The organism is Niallia circulans (assembly GCF_007273535.1).
Taxonomy (GTDB): Bacteria; Bacillota; Bacilli; order Bacillales; family Cytobacillaceae; genus Niallia; species Niallia circulans_B.
Genome location: NZ_RIBP01000004.1, coordinates 2,886,973 through 2,904,253, shown reverse-complemented (window position 1 = coordinate 2,904,253; position 17,281 = coordinate 2,886,973). Strand labels below are relative to the sequence as shown.

At 38.4% G+C, this 17,281-nt stretch carries 18 protein-coding genes and 1 riboswitch; of the genes, 9 read left to right on the top strand and 9 right to left on the bottom strand.

Annotated elements, in window-relative coordinates:
* Positions 1–19 precede the first annotated feature (19 nt).
* The 5 genes from CEQ21_RS22325 (at position 20) to CEQ21_RS22305 (ending at position 4,605) form a co-directional block, all read left to right on the top strand.
* Positions 20–559: a GNAT family N-acetyltransferase gene (locus CEQ21_RS22325; protein WP_185766418.1), complete on the top strand. Its 540-nt coding sequence runs from the start codon at positions 20–22 to the stop codon at positions 557–559.
* Between the two features lie 523 nt (positions 560–1,082).
* Complete coding sequence (locus CEQ21_RS22320; protein ID WP_213087348.1) at positions 1,083–2,048, top strand: ABC transporter ATP-binding protein; 966 nt, start codon at positions 1,083–1,085, stop codon at positions 2,046–2,048.
* Positions 2,035–2,826, top strand: coding sequence for an ABC transporter permease (locus CEQ21_RS22315; RefSeq protein WP_185766416.1), 792 nt, complete (start codon positions 2,035–2,037; stop codon positions 2,824–2,826). Before CEQ21_RS22320 ends, CEQ21_RS22315 begins: the two co-directional genes overlap by 14 nt.
* Before the next feature lie 37 nt (positions 2,827–2,863).
* Positions 2,864–3,544, top strand: coding sequence for a response regulator transcription factor (locus CEQ21_RS22310; protein ID WP_185766415.1), 681 nt, complete (start codon positions 2,864–2,866; stop codon positions 3,542–3,544).
* The gene (locus CEQ21_RS22305; RefSeq protein WP_185766414.1) at positions 3,541–4,605 is read left to right on the top strand and encodes a sensor histidine kinase; all 1,065 of its coding nucleotides are present in this window, start codon (positions 3,541–3,543) and stop codon (positions 4,603–4,605) included. Before CEQ21_RS22310 ends, CEQ21_RS22305 begins: the two co-directional genes overlap by 4 nt.
* A 44-nt stretch (positions 4,606–4,649) precedes the next feature.
* Here CEQ21_RS22305 and CEQ21_RS22300 read toward each other — a convergent pair whose 3' ends face one another.
* Entirely contained in the window at positions 4,650–6,080 is a 1,431-nt protein-coding gene (locus tag CEQ21_RS22300) for an MFS transporter (RefSeq protein WP_185767382.1), read from the bottom strand.
* Between the two features lie 124 nt (positions 6,081–6,204).
* Here CEQ21_RS22300 and CEQ21_RS22295 point away from each other — a divergent pair, with 124 nt between their 5' ends.
* From CEQ21_RS22295 to wrbA, 3 genes are all read left to right on the top strand, one after another.
* Positions 6,205–6,621 (top strand): MarR family winged helix-turn-helix transcriptional regulator, encoded by a 417-nt coding sequence (locus tag CEQ21_RS22295; RefSeq protein ID WP_185766413.1) that lies wholly within the window; start codon positions 6,205–6,207, stop codon positions 6,619–6,621.
* A gap of 220 nt (positions 6,622–6,841) precedes the next feature.
* On the top strand, positions 6,842–8,299 hold the full coding sequence (locus CEQ21_RS22290) for an aldehyde dehydrogenase family protein (RefSeq protein ID WP_185766412.1): 1,458 nt from the start codon (positions 6,842–6,844) through the stop codon (positions 8,297–8,299).
* Between the two features lie 29 nt (positions 8,300–8,328).
* On the top strand, positions 8,329–8,946 hold the full coding sequence (wrbA, locus tag CEQ21_RS22285; RefSeq protein ID WP_185766411.1) for an NAD(P)H:quinone oxidoreductase: 618 nt from the start codon (positions 8,329–8,331) through the stop codon (positions 8,944–8,946).
* A gap of 36 nt (positions 8,947–8,982) precedes the next feature.
* Here wrbA and CEQ21_RS22280 read toward each other — a convergent pair whose 3' ends face one another.
* The 3 genes from CEQ21_RS22280 to fni form a co-directional block, all read right to left on the bottom strand.
* Positions 8,983–9,738 carry a glycoside hydrolase family 25 protein gene (locus CEQ21_RS22280; RefSeq protein ID WP_185766410.1) on the bottom strand — a complete coding sequence of 252 codons (756 nt, stop codon included), beginning with the start codon at positions 9,736–9,738 and terminating at the stop codon, positions 8,983–8,985.
* A gap of 548 nt (positions 9,739–10,286) precedes the next feature.
* A complete protein-coding gene (locus CEQ21_RS22275) occupies positions 10,287–10,637 on the bottom strand; it encodes a hypothetical protein (RefSeq protein WP_185766409.1) in 351 nt (116 codons plus the stop codon).
* A 139-nt stretch (positions 10,638–10,776) separates the two neighbouring features.
* Complete coding sequence (gene fni, locus CEQ21_RS22270) at positions 10,777–11,844, bottom strand: type 2 isopentenyl-diphosphate Delta-isomerase (RefSeq protein WP_185766408.1); 1,068 nt, start codon at positions 11,842–11,844, stop codon at positions 10,777–10,779.
* Positions 11,845–12,296: 452 nt separating this feature from the next.
* Here fni and CEQ21_RS22265 point away from each other — a divergent pair, with 452 nt between their 5' ends.
* A complete protein-coding gene (locus CEQ21_RS22265; RefSeq protein ID WP_185766407.1) occupies positions 12,297–12,836 on the top strand; it encodes a GNAT family N-acetyltransferase in 540 nt (179 codons plus the stop codon).
* Between the two features lie 35 nt (positions 12,837–12,871).
* Here CEQ21_RS22265 and CEQ21_RS22260 read toward each other — a convergent pair whose 3' ends face one another.
* From CEQ21_RS22260 to thiT, 5 genes are all read right to left on the bottom strand, one after another.
* On the bottom strand, positions 12,872–13,621 hold the full coding sequence (locus CEQ21_RS22260; protein WP_185766406.1) for an MBL fold metallo-hydrolase: 750 nt from the start codon (positions 13,619–13,621) through the stop codon (positions 12,872–12,874).
* 156 nt (positions 13,622–13,777) lie between these two features.
* A complete protein-coding gene (locus CEQ21_RS22255; RefSeq protein ID WP_185766405.1) occupies positions 13,778–15,493 on the bottom strand; it encodes a glycosyl hydrolase family 18 protein in 1,716 nt (571 codons plus the stop codon).
* 64 nt (positions 15,494–15,557) lie between these two features.
* Entirely contained in the window at positions 15,558–15,812 is a 255-nt protein-coding gene (locus CEQ21_RS22250; protein ID WP_185766404.1) for a hypothetical protein, read from the bottom strand.
* Positions 15,813–16,001: 189 nt separating this feature from the next.
* Positions 16,002–16,259, bottom strand: coding sequence for a hypothetical protein (locus CEQ21_RS22245; protein ID WP_185766403.1), 258 nt, complete (start codon positions 16,257–16,259; stop codon positions 16,002–16,004).
* A 185-nt stretch (positions 16,260–16,444) separates the two neighbouring features.
* A complete protein-coding gene (gene thiT / locus CEQ21_RS22240) occupies positions 16,445–17,053 on the bottom strand; it encodes an energy-coupled thiamine transporter ThiT (RefSeq protein ID WP_185766402.1) in 609 nt (202 codons plus the stop codon).
* A 103-nt stretch (positions 17,054–17,156) separates the two neighbouring features.
* Positions 17,157–17,259: riboswitch (TPP riboswitch) on the bottom strand.
* Between the last annotated feature and the right edge of the window lie 22 nt (positions 17,260–17,281).

The window sequence follows — 17,281 nt, the reverse complement described above, 5'->3', positions numbered from 1 at the left end:
CATAATAAGGAGGTATACGATGAAATACCAGCAGATTACTGTTATTCCATTCCAAACAGAGCATATCAGCAATATTAATAAAACAAATGAACGCTTTCCAATAATCGGACGACTAGTCCCTTCCCTTTTAAATGGGGTTTGGTCTTTTCAAGAAGAGTTGTATGAGCAGATAAGATATACTACATTCCCTGATGATACGCTTCCATGGCATGAGTATATCGAAAAAGAAGATAAAGCTATTTTTCTAGCCTTTCTTAATGGCGAATATGTTGGCCAAATCAGGCTAATTAAGGATTGGAATAAATTCTGCTATATTGAAAATATAGCAGTATGTGAGAAATTCAGACAAAATGGGGTCGGTAACATTCTTTTTACAAAAGCTGAAGAGTGGGCATTATCCGGAGGATTGGGGGGGATTTCTCTTGAAGCACAGGATGATAATCTTCTTGCCTGCAGATTTTATTTAAAACAAGGAATGGAGCTCGGCGGTGTTGATTCACTTAAACATGCTTTCAATCCTAATATCGATAAAACACTGTATTGGTATAAAGTATTTTAAAAACGGAAAATAGCAGGCTTTGTTTGTAAAGTATAAAGTTCTAGTTCCCCACTTTCCTCACATAGCAGAGATATGCGTTTCTCTCCATCAGGTAATGTCGCAGGTACAATGGTTTCAATTTTGCTGTCATATAACAATTAGGAATTATTCCCTCCATATAACTAATTATTGTTAAGAAGAGGTTTAAACCACCTAGATTTTTGTATTTTTAAAATAGAGCCTATCAAAAGGCTCTACCCTATATTTCCTAGCTGATTGATATGCGGTGAATTTAACTAATGCAGCTGCTGTATTCCCTCGTCAAAGTCATACTTCATTAATCAAAGCACGTATCCACATTGCAGAATGTGGCGACACCCGTCTTATTATGCCTTAATATAAAATGGCATCCCCCTCCTCTCCCTTATCCTTTCATGTGAAACTAGTGCCAGATGAAATAGTTTTTTTATTTCATCCGTTCATACTCCGTTCACATTCCTCTTTTATTCTGTCTCATGTAAGAAAAACAGAAGGAGGAATTACGGTGGAACCAATTATTCAGATCGAGCATTTAACAAAAAAATACAAAAGAGCAAAAGAGCCTTCCGTTAACGGAATCAGTTTCTCTGTTAATCCTGGTGAATTTTTCGCTTTTTTAGGGCCTAATGGTGCTGGCAAAACAACGACTATTTCTATTTTGACAACAACCCTTTCCAAGTCAAGCGGTATTGTTAAAATTGCTGATGCTGATTTAGAAACAGATGCAAAAAAAGTCCGGCAACAAATTGGCATCCTGTTTCAAAACCCTAGCTTAGATTTAGAACTTACAGCAGAAGAAAACATTCGCCTCCATGTGAGTATATACGGGATATATCCATATAGACCGTTATATCGGATGATGCCAAAAGCCTATAAAGCAAGAGTTGCAGAACTGGCGGAAATGGTTGGCTTAAAAGACCAGTTATTCAAAAGGCTAAAAACATTCTCTGGAGGTATGAAACGAAAGCTAGAAATTATCCGCAGTTTAATGCATAATCCAAAGATTTTGTTTCTTGATGAGCCAACACAAGGGCTTGATGCAGAAAGCCGTAGGTCATTATGGGAGTACCTGCAGCAAATCCGAAAAAAGGAGAATATTACGATTTTCCTAACTACCCATTATTTAGAAGAAGCCGAAGGTGCAGATCGTGTCTGTATCATTAATAAAGGCAAAGTTTCATTAGCAGGTACACCAGATGAAATAAAAAACCATCTTCTTGTTAAAAAAACAATGAACCTTGATGCAGATGATAGAAAACAGCTAATAGAGGAGCTTGCCACAAATTTCTGTGATTATGAAGAATGGGAGCATGGTGTTAAAGTCTATTACGATCAAAAAACACCACATAGCCTGTTGCAGCAAATTAAGATACCTTTAACAAAGCTGGAAATCAGAGTGCCTTCACTTGAAGAGGCATATGTTGATTTAATAAAGACTCAGGAAGGAGACAAACAATATGTCGGTAATTAGCAGAGAAGTAAATGCTGTTGCAGCTATTATTGGCAGGGAGCTCGTCCGGGTCATCCGCAATCCTGTATATATCGTGATAAGCATTTTGTTTCCGATTATCTTTATTGGCATTCTCGGCGGCAGCATGTCGCAAAATCTCGCCGGCAATGTAGGTTATAATTTTATGCAGTTCATGCTGATTGGCATGATTGTCAATTCAATGTTTCAAGCATCCGTTAGCGGAATGAGCCAGCTTGTCGAGGAAAGAAGCTCTAACTTCACGCAAGAGCTGTTCGTTTCGCCCATTTCGAGATATTCAATTGTATTAGGAAAAATGATTGGTACAGCCTTTTCAAGCATGGCAATGTTAATTGGCATTATAGCAGTTGCGTTGGTTCTGCAAATCCCACTGGGAGGAATGTCCTTTGTTTGGCTATTGTTGCTGTCTCCCCTTTTCAGTCTCGTCGGTGCAGCGCTAGGAATTTTCTTTATTAGTTTTATCACAGACAGCAAAGTAGCCGATATCGGCTCCATGCTTATAACGATGCCGCAAATGTTTTTATCTGGAGCATTGATACCTGTTAATCATTCAACAGGCATACTCGGTTTTCTGGCACATCTTATGCCAATGACCTACTGTGTTGATTTAGCTAGAGCTGTTTTTTATTGGGGTGATCCCGTTTATAATGAAATTGTGTTGTTTAATCCAGGACTCGACTTAATTGTCATTGTCTGCTTCATCCTGATTTTTTCTGTAATTGGTACAATTCTGTTTGCACGTTCAGAAAAAAATCGATAATGTATGATGATAGATCCTATTAAAAGGGAGTATTCGAATGTTAACAAGAATAATGGTCGTAGATGATGACCCATATATAAGAGAATTATTAGAGGTGTTTCTTAGCAAGGAGGGCTGGGAGATTATCAGTGCTTCTGACGGTAAGGAAGCTTTAACACTCCTTGATACAGAAAAGGTTGATTTAGTGATTTTGGATATAATGATGCCAAATTTGGATGGCTGGGCTGTCTGCAAGGAAATCCGCAAATATTATCCAGAGGAATTACCAATCCTGATGCTGACAGCAAAAGGCGAAACCGCTCAAAAGGTGAAGGGCTTTGAGTTGGGGACAGATGATTATTTAGTGAAGCCATTTGATCCCCTTGAGCTAACGGCAAGAGTAAAAACATTGTTAAAACGATATAAAATTGTCGCCTCACAAAAATTGCAAATTGGTGAGGTTATCCTGGATCGGAAAACCTTTGAAGTGTGGATGGACAACAAATCCTGCACTTTGCCCTTAAAGGAATTTGAGCTTCTTTTTAAGCTCGCATCACAGCCAGGCAAAACGTATTCGCGTGATGAGCTGATTGAGGATATTTGGGGCTTTGATTATGAGGGAGATGAAAGAACCGTTGATGTTCATATTAAAAGGTTAAGAGCAAGATTTTTGGACGATAAACATAAATTCAAAATTAGCACGATTCGAGGATTAGGCTATCGTCTGGAGTTAATATGAAGAAGCTTTGGAAAGCATTACTACATATCGGTGGTTTCGCATTAATCTTTTTAATTATTATTCTTGCTTCCATTTTCGTTTTTTCTTTCACCTCCTGGCTATTTACACATTATAGCTGGTCGATTTCTCCACTGTGGAAACAAGTGATTAATACGGTGCTTGTTATTTTATCCGTCATGCTCGGAATTACTTGCATTAGCCGTATAAAGGGAGTTCAAAACAGACAGCGCAAATTTTTCTCCCCGATGATTTATGCATTTGAACAGATGGCACAAGGGAATTTTAATATTGATTTGTCTTTTTACGGACAACAAGTACAACGAAACCATCCCTATCACAGCATCATTGAAAGCATGCAGCATATGGCAACAGAATTAGGCGAAATGGAGCAAATGCGTCAGGAATTCATCTCAAATGTTTCCCATGAAATTCAGTCACCGCTTACCTCTATTATCGGCTTTGCGGAAGCATTAAATAATGAAGACTTAACAAAAAAGGAAAGAGCTCATTATTTACAAATTATAAAAACAGAAAGCTTGCGGCTCTCCAAATTAAGTGAAAATCTCTTAAAGCTAACGTCATTAGAATCAGAAAAAACACCGTTTGAGCCTAAACAATACCGTTTCGACCGTCAGATTCGGCGGGTAATTCTTGCGTGTGAACCACAATGGACAGCAAAATGCATTGATACACAAATTGAATTAGAGAATGTCTCGATCCATGCAGATGAGGATTTATTAGAGCAGGTATGGATAAATCTTATTCATAACAGTATTAAATTCACCCCAAACCTCGGGAAAATTACTGTAACGCTACGAATGGAAAATGACAGTGCGATTGTAACGATTAAAGACAGTGGTATCGGTATGACAGAAGCTGTTCAAGCGAGAATTTTTGAACGCTTCTATAAGGCAGACTTGTCACGGAACAGACAAAACGGCGGCAGCGGATTAGGATTATCGATCACAAAAAAAATTATCGACATGCATCAGGGAAAAATATCAGTGAAAAGTGACATAAATAAGGGAACTGATTTCACGATCAAGCTTCCCTTACATTAAGCTATTAAAAAGAGGCACTTGACTAACTATCAAGCGCCTCTTCTTTATGCAGTCTTTTCTCTTTCTTCCCTTGATTTTCTTGACGAATACAGACGCACTCCCGTTAATACGGCGCCGATAAAGCATAAAATGCTTGAGCCAATAAATACGACATGCATACCTGCTAGAAAAATATCCGGTCTGTCTGGTATTAATGCTGTGACACGATAACCAGCATGGATGCTCATTACAGAAAATAACGTGCTCGTCGCCACAGAAATACCAACGACCATTCCTAAATTTCGTACGAGTGAATTAATGCTTCCGGCAATTCCTAGCTGTTTTCGGTCAACAGTCGACATAACTAATGAATTATTAGGAGATTGGAACAAGCCTGTGCTTATCCCAAGAAGCACAATTAAACATGATAATGTCAGGATCGTGCTGCCTTCATGTAGAAATGTTAAGCCGATTTGTGCCACAATCATTAAGATTAATCCGACAAAGGTAATAATCTGTCCGCCAATCTTATCGGAAAGCGCCCCACTTATCGGTGCGATAATGGCCATTGCAATCGGAAACAGCATGAGGATATAGCCTGCATGCAGCGGCGACAATCCTAAAATATCCTGTGTGTAAAATGGCGCCAAAATGTTGAAACAAAAATTCGCTACAAATACTAAAAATCCACATAATATACTGATTGAGAAAAGAGAATTTTTAAAAAGGGAAAATGCCAGCATTGGATTTTCTGCCTTACGTTCTACTAGGATGAAGAACACAAACAGAATAACCCCCAACACAACAGACATCAGGATATACCTATTAGAATACCCATATTGCTGTCCTAACAATAGACTTGAAAACAAAAACAATATCGCCAAGGCAAACAAAATACTTCCTGGAACATCAATTTTCACTTTTGTTACAGTCGCATCCTTCGGTAATAGCTTCCAGGCAAAGATGATGGCAATAATGCCAATCGGCACATTCAGCCAGAATATGTATTCCCAGCCAAGGCTTGACAGAATAATGCCGCCAAGACTTGGTCCTGCAATGCTTCCTAATGAAACAAATGTACCAATTAATCCAAGCGCCTTTCCTCTTTCCTTTGGCGGAAACACTTCTGTCACAATTCCTTGGTTGTTCGCCATCGTCATAGCAGCACCGATTGCCTGTACGACACGAGAAAGAATTAACAGTATAAGCGAATCACTAAATCCGCACAGAAACGAACCTATGATGAAAATAATCGAACCAAGCTTGAAGATTTTAATTTTGCCAAAAATATCTCCAAGTTTTCCAAAGAACAATATCGCAGTACATATTATCATTAAATAGCTGCTGACAATCCATTGAGATTGTGCGAGCGGCAATGCAAGCTCTTTCGAAACTGTTGGAAGAGCGACATTGACGATACTGCCGTCTAATGTCGACATAAACGTAAATAAGTTTAAAATAATTAAAATAGTCCAGCGTTTTTCATGACCATTCATACCATGCTGACCATTATTCAATCCAATCACCTCTATCCATTAGTTGCGCGCGCAACTATTTTATTGTAATGTAATCTATAAATAGAAGCAACATTAAAAAAACATATAAGAGAGTTGAACAATTATGAAGGAAGCTCCTTTAGGCAGACTGATTTCTGTTATTCATAGACAAAATCAAAAATATTTATTAAAGGCATTCAAAAATTATAACATCGGCAATGGTGGACAATATGCATTTTTAAAATCGATTATTCAAAGCCCAGGAATCAATCAGGATGAACTAACATCTAAATTAAAATTTGATAAAGCCACAACCGCCCGTTCTGTCAGCCAGCTCGAAAAAGCAGGCTACATACGGAAAGAAACCTCTGAAACTGATCGCCGAGCAAACGAACTGTTTCCAACTGAGAAAGCGATTGATGTATATCCCCATATTCAATTTGTTTTAGCTGAATTAAACAAAGAGCTGACCAAAAATCTGACAGACGATGAAAGAACACAATTAATATCGTTATTAAAAAAGATTGATAATGGATTATAAGTGTTGCTGTCCCCCATCTTTCTTAGTGGATGGGTTTTTTTTTATGTATTCATCTTTATTATGGTGCAAGAATGACAGCTTATGCGGGGGATTAACGATTATCCTGACTCGAAGTATATTCCAAAAGTATGTTTGTCCCATTTATCAAGGGGTACAATACTATTGTTTGATTTGGCTTAACTAGGAATCCTTATACGTGAAAAGAAATGAGGTGCAGACAATGGAACAATTTACAAATTTAAATAAGAGTTTTATTGACGGAGAATGGACCGAAGGAAATGCTGGCAGAACGTTTGAAGACAAAAATCCCTTTGATCAGTCAACGATAACTGTTTTCAGTATCGCGACTGTCGATCAGCTTCAGAGGGCGTTTTCCTCCGCCAAAGCTGCTCAAAAGGCATGGGCACAAACAACACATAAGGAAAGGCTTGCAATATTGAAAAAAGCAGCTGATTTTTTACAAAGTAACAAAGAGGAAATCGTTGCTATTATTTCACAAGAAACAGGCGGCAGTCAGATTAAAGCAAATGTGGAGCTTGACCTGACCATCGCATATTTGGAGGCTTCCTTTGATCTCGTTGATAAAATTGATCAAGGACGTGATTTGCCAGAAAAAGATGGCAAGCAAAACTATGCATACCGCCTGCCTCTTGGTGTGATTACTTCTATCTCTCCTTTTAACTTTCCCATGAATTTATCCATGCGAACAATCGCTCCTGCCTTAGCACTTGGCAATACGGTCGTTCATAAGCCGGATACGCAGACAGGACTTGCAGGTGGCTCCATCATTGCTAGAGCATTTGAAGCTGCTGGACTTCCAAAAGGTGTGCTTCAAGTTATACAATCAGATTTGGAAGAGCTTGGCGATGAAATGCTGACAAGCAAAGACTCTGGGTTAATTAGTTTTACCGGATCAACACCTGTCGGTAAGCATATCGGTGAAATAGCGGGCAAGATGCTGAAGCGCGTTGCACTTGAGCTTGGCGGAAACAACCCATTTATCGTATTGGCAGACGCAGATATGGATCGGGCTGTTGATGCAGCAATCTTTGGGAAATTTATTCATCAAGGACAAATCTGTATGTCGATTAATCGCATGATTATCCATAAGGATGTGTATGATGAATTCGTCGAAAAGTTCATCGACAGAGTTAAAAATGTACCATACGGTAACCCAAAAGATCCAAAAACAATCATAGGTCCTCTTATTAACGAAAAACAAGCAGATAAAGCCATGTCCTTCATCGCAGAAGCAAAAGCAGAAGGCTGTAAATTGGCTCTTGAAGGCGAAAGAATTGGCAATTTATTAACACCATTTGTGTTTGTGGATGTGGATAATAGCAGTAAGCTTGCACAAACGGAGTTATTTGCCCCAATTTCAACTATTATTAAAGCAGATTCAGATGAGCATGCAATCGAAATCGCCAATGACACAGAATATGGCTTAAGCTCTGCAATTTTCACAAATGATCTTGATAAAGGCCGAAAGCTTGCGTTAACAGTTGAAAGCGGCATGACACATATTAATGACCAGACAGTTAACGATAGTCCAACTGTTCCCTTTGGCGGGACGAAAGCAAGCGGAATGGGCCGATTTGGAAATGATTGGATTGTCGAAGAATTTACAAGCACGAAATGGATTTCAGCACAACCGGATTTCCGTAAGTACCCATTTTAAGCTAGTACATGATTTAGGAGGAATTGCAAATGACAGTTAAATTGGCAATTGTTTATTATAGTTCAACAGGTACTAATTATCAGCTTGCACAGTGGGCCGCTGAAGGAGCGCAGGAAAGCGGTGCAGATGTTACTATTTATCGTGTCGAGGAAACAGCACCCCAAAGCGCTATTGAAGGTAATCCAGCATGGAAAGCTCATGTGGAGGAAACGAAGGATCTCCCTGTCATTACTTCAGACGCCATCGTTGACGCTGATGCCATCATTTTCAGTACGCCGACCCGGTTTGGGAACGTCGCTTCTCAAATGAAACAATTTTTGGATACTACTGGCGGAATTTGGGCACAAGGAAAAACAGTAAACAAGGTCGTAAGTGCCATGACCTCTGCTCAAAACCCACATGGCGGTCAAGAAGCAACGATTTTAAGCTTATATACAACTATGTACCATTGGGGTGCCATTGTCGTTACACCAGGATATACGGATGAGTCTTTATATGCTGCTGGTGGCAATCCATACGGAACAAGTGTGTCAGTTAACCAAAACAACGAAATTGTAGGCGGTAAAGACGTCTACAAAAAAGCCGCTCAGTATCAGGCAAAACGAGTTGTAACTGTTGCCGAATGGGTGAAAAAAGGCAATCAATAAACAAAAAGGGCATTCTTAACAGAATGCCCTTTTTGTTTATTTTCCATATGCGTTAAATTCCGCTGAACTTCGATGAAACACATTTACATCAATGAATTTTTCTTTGCCATTATATCCTTCGAGTCTTTCTTTATCCGTGTATTGCCAAAAGACCCAATTCCGCTTGTCTGGAAGCGAAGGATCTGTAAAAACATCGCGAATCCAAATGTCACTTTCCCTGAACCCATCTTTTATGTATAAATCATACGCTTTTTGTGTTGTGTATATAATGATTCTTTTTCCATAATGCTTACCGAGCATGTCAATCATTGTTTTCAGCTCTTTTTCGACGTCGCTTCGCACAGGGAGATTTTTTTCTTTATCTCCATAAAATTCAACATCAATAACAGGTGGAAGGTCATTTGCATCTTTAGAGACCGTGCGGATGAAATTTTCAGCTTGCGTTTTGCCGCTGCTTTCATAGCTGAAAAAGTGGTATGCACCGACACGGAGCGATGTTTTACGTGCTTCCTCCCAATTGTATGCGAACCGCTCATCAACAAAAGAGCTCCCTTCTGTCGCTTTTAAAAAAGCGAATTCCATATCCTGATTCTCGATTTTCGGCCAGTTAATTTCTCCTTGGTAAGCAGATACATCAATCCCTTTTACGGCATAATCATCTGCACGAAAGGCATTTGGTATCCAAATCCCTTGCCTCCACAAAAAGAAAAGGGTGACTGCACCAACTAAAATTAATCCTGTCAGCCATAAAAGCCATGTAATATAGGAGCTTACTTTATTCGTTCTAGTCATATTTCAGTTCGCTGAAACAGAAATCTCACACTTCCCGTTTATGTGAAATATCTTCATCAACTCCCTCTCTTTCTTTCCATGTTAGTTTTAATATTTCACTCTTTCATGATTGTTCAAACCAAACGGAAGCTTTTCTAAAATAGGAGCCCGAACAACTTCTTGTGCATAAGATAATAGAAATTCCATATCCCCTGCTTTTTGCTAAGTGTTTCTTTAGTTTGATTCGGTAAAGAGAAGGATAATCCTTCTTTTACTATTATTACGTTGCGTTTATATTTTAAGCTTTACCTAAAAGGAGGAGCTCCAATTAGATTAGGTCAAAAGGTCATTTATAAAAGCAAAATTCATTTGTTCTTCTTCGACCATGGAAACGGACTTGCCGAAATACAAAATCCTCTGACAAAATCTATTATTCTCGCAAAATATGAAGATTTAATTATCCGTTTAAAATAACTTGAGGTGCTTGAACAGCATTTTTTAACATGCTGCATCAAGCAAATTTACCCAATAAAAAAAGAGCCTGCATGGAAGCTCTTTTGTATGTAAAATTAATAGGCATAGTGGTATAAACCATAATATAATGGACCAACAAATACAATAAAAAATATAATTGTAACAGGGAGTGGAACTTCTTCCTCCGGATCCTCTCCATAATAGTCGTTTAAAAATATCCCATAGACTATTTCCCATGCCAATCCGCCAACAAACACTATTTTCCAAAAAATTGGTGTCCAAATTTGAGTGTCTGTCACAAACCCAAACAAACCTATCCATGTTATAACAGAAACAGCAAAATCAATTTTTGATAGAGTCGTCTTGTACTTTCCTTTTATCAAAAAACCTATTGCTGCTGTACCAAGTAAACCTATGTATATAGTCCAAAAAATTGTTGCAAACATGTTGTTCCTCTTTCTCTAAAAAATAAACAATATTGATTGAATATTGATAATATCATATTTATATAGGAAGCAAAAGAATCGACTATTAAAAAAACTAAAAAAACAAAACAAAAAGCTGACACATAATGTTCAGCTTTTTTTATTGTATCGTTCGTCTTGCTAGAGATAATATATCTATGCCTCTGACCTCACACCAATTTTTAAGCTTACCCCCTGTAACAATTGGATATTTTTGCAAGTCATTAATAGATTTCACGCCCAGCAGCAGAAATATTATCTGTAAATGCTGTTTCCATTCCTCTAATTCCTCTATTAGACCTTCTGTTCCAAATTCATGGAGAATCTTTAAAAATGGACCGGCGATACCTGCAGCGCTTGCTCCTAAAGAAAAACACTTGGCAGCATCAAGAGGGTTGCGAATGCCGCCCGATGCCATAATTGTCAGACCCTCAGCAACTGGCTTTGCCTCTAGAAGCGATATAGCCGTTGAATGACCCCACCCCTTTAAATAAGAATAGTCTTTTTTGCTTCTTCGTTCATTTTCAATATGAACAAAATTGGTACCGCCTCTCCCGCCAATATCTATATAATTAATCCCAATACCTTTTAATTGTGCGATTGTTTCCACACTCATGCCAAATCCCGTTTCCTTCACAATAAGCGGCACAGATAGTTTTGAAACCAGCTTTTCCAGCTTTGCGAGCATTCCACTGAAATCTCTTTCGCCCTCTGGCATGACGAGCTCTTGCGGTACATTAAGATGAACCTGTAATGCATCAGCCTCCAGCATGTCAATTGCTTTGCGAGCAAATTCTAACGGTACATCTGCACCAACATTCGCAAAAATGAGGCCGTTCGGATTGTTTGTACGAACAACCTTATAAGAATTAGCAAGCTCTGCATCTCTTATGCCTGCATGCTGAGATCCAACTGCCATTGGTAAACCTGCGGCATTTGCCGCTTTAGCAAGAGCAGCATTAATTGCTGCAGATTTAGTGCTGCCGCCTGTCATCGCATTAATATATAATGGAAACTCCATCGCAAGCGGACCAATGCTTGTACTCAAATCAATATCCAGGATGGATACCTCAGGTAATGACCGATGAATAAAGGTCAGTTCATCAAAGTCAGAGGTCAATGCGTGTTCTGATTGCAGTGCTAACTCAATATGCTCATCTTTCCGTTTTTGTCTTTTATTCTCACTCATATAATGTCCTCATATCTTTTCTCACTAAATTTGCAGTAAACTACTGTTAATTTTTCCTAAATCACAAATCATATGCCTTTTATAAGTTACTCAATGGATTCTATTTGTAAGCATCCTTATAGCGTCATAATAAAATCTTAGTGTTTTCTGGATACAAGATAAGGTCAAAATAACCATTCCAGTTTACCTTGTTCGTAGGAATGTAACAAAATAAACGGATGGGTGTATTAGTTCGTTTCATTTCGCAGCGGGCTCTCATCATTTTCCCTATTTCTCGCTGGAGTCGAGTAGCTTTAGCTTCATCCCACTTGTTTTTTTATTATAGTAACTACTCCGTAAACCAAAAAACGGAACTAATAACGATCAATAAAAACACTTTTTAAGACAACGATTTCTTATTTTACGGTATATTAATAGTAATAGCATATTATAAGAAAGGTGGTAGTAGTTTAATGATTTATGGTAAAAAAATATGTATCAGACCTTTTAATACGGAGGATACAGCAGCACTGCTCCAATTTCAGTTCAACAACAAAGAATTCTTTGAAAAATATGCGATGGAGCGAGCAGCAGACTATTATACTAGCAACAAACAAATAGAACTGATTAATGGCTGGAGCAAGACTTGGAAGGAAGATTCTCACTATCAATTTGGGATTTATCAAACAGAAGCAAAGCAGCTAGTTGGGACAATTAGTTTGTTTCAGGTGCTTCGAGGCTCCCTGCAAAGTGCTTTTATTGGCTACTTTATAGATTTGGCACATAACGGCAAAGGTTATGCTACAGAGGCAGTCAAACTTGCTGTCGATTATGCCTTTAATAGCCTCCATCTGCACCGCATCGAAGCAGGCGTAATGCCGCATAATATTGGGTCAATTAAAGTATTAGAAAAGGCGGGCTTTCATAAAGAAGGAATTGCCAGAAAAAATGTCAAAATCCATGGGAAATGGGAGGATCATCAAGTCCTCGCTATTATTAATCCGCATGATTAATTGTAAAAAGAAGCAGACATAAATATATGTCTGCTTTATTTTTTAAACAATATAGGTTGATTAGCTCGTACTATTTGTATGCCGTATTTATCTTCTGTTTCTGTTATGTCGATATCATCACTATAATGCATCCCGTAAATTGATTGAAGCTCTATTTTGCCAGTATAGTAAGTTATAACATCCTCTATGTACGAATGCACAGGTGTCTTTATAAAGGAAATATCGTGAAAGAGAGCCTTCGTATTTTCGTCCATATGAGCATCAAACGAAGCCTCTTCATGCTTGCCGATGTCACTCGTATAAATAATATTGATGTTTTCTTGGTTGTCATAAAGCTTCAGCCCCATTGACAACATATTGTTTGCATGCAGATTATCTGTTGGCAGAAGCTCCACCTCATAATGACTTCCTAAGCTAAAGCGATCCTTCACATAATGCACATGAAAATAATCATCCAGCACCAATCCATCTGTACATAAACCACTTGATAAAGTGTTGTTAATTCCCTCGGAAAGCTCTTCCCTTATCCAAAGATGCGGTTTATATTGATGCAAATACATACAGCGCTGGGCAAATTCCTCTAAGCCACCAACATGGTCTGCATGTAAATGGGTTATAACGATATCCGTAATATCGGGATAATTATATCCTGCAGCAGGAAGGCTGGAGCGCAAAGTTGTCCCTGCATCGACAAGCAGCTTTCTCTCACCAAGCTCCATAATATAGTTATTATGATAATATTTTGTGAAGGCTCCACCTGTACCTAACGGAATTACTTTAATCATATGTCTTCCCTCCATCTTTGTCGTGGGTTTTCTTTTAGTGTATCTTAATGTTGATAATTAGCAAAGTATATTAACTAGAATGTCTTTATTCTTAATATAAAAAAGAACCCTCCTTATACACAGCGAATATTCTCTGTATATAAAGAAGGACTCTATCTATTGTTCACTATCTTCTTCCAAATCCATGGCCACCCATGCAGACTCATCTGCGAAATAGCGGGACCAGCTTGCGATGCCTGCCAATTCATAATCTTCTACAAGCTTGGCACGCTTAGATAAGGATAATTCATCCTCAAGCCAAATTCTATAGGTTGATTTTGATTTGGAATCATAGTACTCACCATAGTTTTGGCCACTTTCTTCATCATAAGTTGGTTTCACCTTATATTTATCGAGCCATTCCTGTACTTTTTCCATTGAGAGACTTTCAGATGATATGTCACCATTTTCCTTTTCCTCCCAAAGCCTTGCATATAATGGAACACCTAAAACAAGCTTTTCATTTGAAACTTGCTCTAACAATGTTTTCAGGTTTTCTTCCACCCACGGCAAGCTTGCAACGCTGCCGGCTGTTGGCGATGTTGCCCAATGCTCATCATATGCCATGACAACTAAATAGTCGACAATCTCTGAAAGATGGTCCCTTTCAAAGAAGGCAGAATAGTTTCCTCCGGCAATGAATGTGATGTCCATCGATACAGTCAAGCCAGCATCATGGAAGTATGGCGTTGCTTCTCTTACGAACTGAGTAACATATTCGCCGTCCTCTTCATTAACATTTTCAATATCAATATTGATGCCATCAAGATTGTACATTTCACTGTACACTAGCAGCTGTCTGATTACTTTTTGTCTTGTCTCAAAGTTTTTAAAAACATCATGCGTCTTTTCTGGGTCAAAGTCATTGGAGAATAGTCCCCATACTTGATAGCCCTGTTTATGCGCCCATTTAACATAATCCGCTGAGCCAAGATTACTGACATTTCCTTTGTTGCCAGACAGCTTAAACCATGTCGGTGAAACGACATTAACACCATCCATCTTAGGTATATCAGCAGTGTCTGGGTTCTTAGAGTAAACAGCTTCCCATGTTAGATTAACTGGACCGTTTATTTTTTTTAGCGCAGGCGTTTTTTCGTCTACTTCCGCTTTAACAGTTATAGTATCCCCTGTTGTAACAAGGTCTTTTTTTATATATCCAGCTACACCATTGTTCTTGCGGACAAAATAATAGTCGCCCTCTTCCTTTTCAATTGTGACAGCTTCTTTTTGCTTTAACTCACCAGTATACGCAGAAAAAAGTGTCGGTTCTGTACGCAGCCTCGCATAATCATTACGCACTTGCTTGGGCTTGAAAGTTGCCGCTGTTTTTTCCGTGCCGTCCTTTTCCAATAAAATTGCATTAGTGTCATCACTTAGTTTGGTAAACTGATACGGATAAAACTCGATTAACGGTTCGACTGCCACATAAACCTCACCATTGTCATCCTTAATCGGGGGAAAATGCAGATCCACCGTTTCATTATTAACAAAATAGGAAACAGATTCTGATGGAAACTGAATCACTTTATCCTTTGTTGTGGCAATTACAGAATTGCTTTCTGAATCATAAGTGATGCTTTCATCTATATTTTCCTGCCAGAAGCTTAACGGCAAGTAAGCAGTTCCATCAACCGTTATTGCATTACCAGCCTGTTTTCCATCCAATATAATTGGGTTTTCCCCTTTAAAGTATTCCGCCGTTTTAGAGCTTGCAAATGGATAGAATATAAAGAAGATGCTTGTCACTACCAATAAAACAGCCAATGCTAGTCCCAGTAAGACTTTATACTTATTTGGCCTTTTTGGCGCTTGAAAAGTTATTTCTGCCATTACCTTCCTCCTGTGATGCATGTCAAATGATGCCTTATTTTTCTATTTTAATAGAAAGATATTTTTATTCTAACATGAATAAAGTGCAGACAAAAGGAAGAGCCTTTTCCAATTGTTTGTTAGAGTTATTCTGAAGGTTTGACAAGCAGACTGCCAAACAGCAGGTCGGGGTCTGTTTGAATCGGAAAGGATTTTTCAAACGAAAGTCTTTTAAATCATAAATAAACACATCATCATCACTGCCGATAACCATTTCATCACTGTCGATAACAACAGCACTTGGACCGAAGTCAACAGAGTGTCCCTCATGTAATGCCATATTATTTTTCATAGATTATTACTTTATAAATATTGTTAACGTTAACAACATTATTTTATAATTATTCTTTATAAGAATAAATTGTAGATGTCTTGTTTGACTTAACTAAAGCTGCTGGTATTACGAAATTCCAAATATAAGTCTTGCCATTTTTAGATATTGCCCAGTCCACTGCTGTAACATCTTGTTTTATGGTTGTTTCTGAAGTTGTAACTCCCGTACGTTTATTCCATTTATCATAACCAGTCTTTTTGTTGGTTTTGTTTCGTTCCCTTTTTTAGCCTTATAAATCGCTACTTCTTCATTTTCATCAAACTCATTAACCTGTTTTTCAATTATTGGCATGTATGTTTCTGCAGATTCCCCATCATCAGCGTGTGCTGGAACAGTAAATACAAGAAAAATCGTGATTGTCGCAAGCAAACTGGCTGTCCTGTGCTTTTTCACATAAATTACTCCCAATTTGATTTTTTCAAGCTACAGAAAACTTAAAAGGCTCCTCCTTTCTTCTTTTATATGGTCATCACACGAAAATGTTACTCTTTTCACAATAACCAAAATAGTATATTTTGTGGATATTATTTGAATATTACACACAAAAAAGAGCCCCATTTGGACTCCTTTGTTAATCATTATTTTGCTTCCGAATTTTCAGAATAGTAGCCTGCGCGCCCAGTTGGACGATCAAGTACCAACCGCGGTGCTGCACTTAGTAAGATGACAACTGCAATCGAGCATAATACGGATGCTCCAATGAACGGGACACCATTGTAGAATAATGAATACGCAAAGGCTGACTGGCCTTCTGGTGCGTATTGTGCCCAAATCGTAACACCTGCAAGGAAATGCCAGAAGTAGCGGACAGCACTGCCTAAGAGTATAGCTGCAATCATCACCAGTGAAGCGGCTCCTATTTCTCCGTTTTTGAGTTTGTTTTGTATTTTCGGCATAAACAGACCGGAAAAACCAATACAAGCAAATGCTAGGAAATACTCTAGAATTACTTGCCAAAATGCCAGTGCCTGCAAATCTCCTGTTACGATTTGCAAAAGTCCCCATAAAAAGCCGGCTGTTGCACTTGCTTTAAAACCCCAGCGAAAAGCAATTATAAAAATCGGCACCATGGCAATCGAGATGGACCCGCTTGCTCCAAGATGAATAGAAGGCAGTAAATCCAACACTAACGCTATAGCTGCAAAAATAGCAATTTCAATTAAGACGACTAACCTCATTTTTTTCATAAAAAATCCCCCTTGTTATGTACGCATACCAAAGGGGAGATGAAGTAAAATTAACGCACTTTTTTTCGCATAAAAAAAGTGATCCTAAATTAAACACTTAGTAAATAGGCTTCAGCCACGATCCCTACGCTAGTCTTAACTAACAGGTTCAAAGGGTCTGATCATTTAAGATCACTCTCAGCATACATGCTCCCCCTGTGGTTTGCTTTTTATTCAATTGTTATTATT

Coding starts and splice junctions, on each gene's coding strand:
- CEQ21_RS22325 (WP_185766418.1), top strand. CDS start 20: ATGAAATACCAGCAGATTACTGTTATTCCATTCCAAACAGAGCATATC.
- CEQ21_RS22315 (WP_185766416.1), top strand. CDS start 2,035: ATGTCGGTAATTAGCAGAGAAGTAAATGCTGTTGCAGCTATTATTGGC.
- CEQ21_RS22310 (WP_185766415.1), top strand. CDS start 2,864: ATGTTAACAAGAATAATGGTCGTAGATGATGACCCATATATAAGAGAA.
- CEQ21_RS22305 (WP_185766414.1), top strand. CDS start 3,541: ATGAAGAAGCTTTGGAAAGCATTACTACATATCGGTGGTTTCGCATTA.
- CEQ21_RS22300 (WP_185767382.1), bottom strand. CDS start 6,080: ATGAATGGTCATGAAAAACGCTGGACTATTTTAATTATTTTAAACTTA.
- CEQ21_RS22295 (WP_185766413.1), top strand. CDS start 6,205: ATGAAGGAAGCTCCTTTAGGCAGACTGATTTCTGTTATTCATAGACAA.
- CEQ21_RS22290 (WP_185766412.1), top strand. CDS start 6,842: ATGGAACAATTTACAAATTTAAATAAGAGTTTTATTGACGGAGAATGG.
- wrbA (WP_185766411.1), top strand. CDS start 8,329: ATGACAGTTAAATTGGCAATTGTTTATTATAGTTCAACAGGTACTAAT.
- CEQ21_RS22280 (WP_185766410.1), bottom strand. CDS start 9,738: ATGACTAGAACGAATAAAGTAAGCTCCTATATTACATGGCTTTTATGG.
- CEQ21_RS22275 (WP_185766409.1), bottom strand. CDS start 10,637: ATGTTTGCAACAATTTTTTGGACTATATACATAGGTTTACTTGGTACA.
- fni (WP_185766408.1), bottom strand. CDS start 11,844: ATGAGTGAGAATAAAAGACAAAAACGGAAAGATGAGCATATTGAGTTA.
- CEQ21_RS22265 (WP_185766407.1), top strand. CDS start 12,297: ATGATTTATGGTAAAAAAATATGTATCAGACCTTTTAATACGGAGGAT.
- CEQ21_RS22260 (WP_185766406.1), bottom strand. CDS start 13,621: ATGATTAAAGTAATTCCGTTAGGTACAGGTGGAGCCTTCACAAAATAT.
- CEQ21_RS22255 (WP_185766405.1), bottom strand. CDS start 15,493: ATGGCAGAAATAACTTTTCAAGCGCCAAAAAGGCCAAATAAGTATAAA.
- CEQ21_RS22250 (WP_185766404.1), bottom strand. CDS start 15,812: ATGGCATTACATGAGGGACACTCTGTTGACTTCGGTCCAAGTGCTGTT.
- thiT (WP_185766402.1), bottom strand. CDS start 17,053: ATGAAAAAAATGAGGTTAGTCGTCTTAATTGAAATTGCTATTTTTGCA.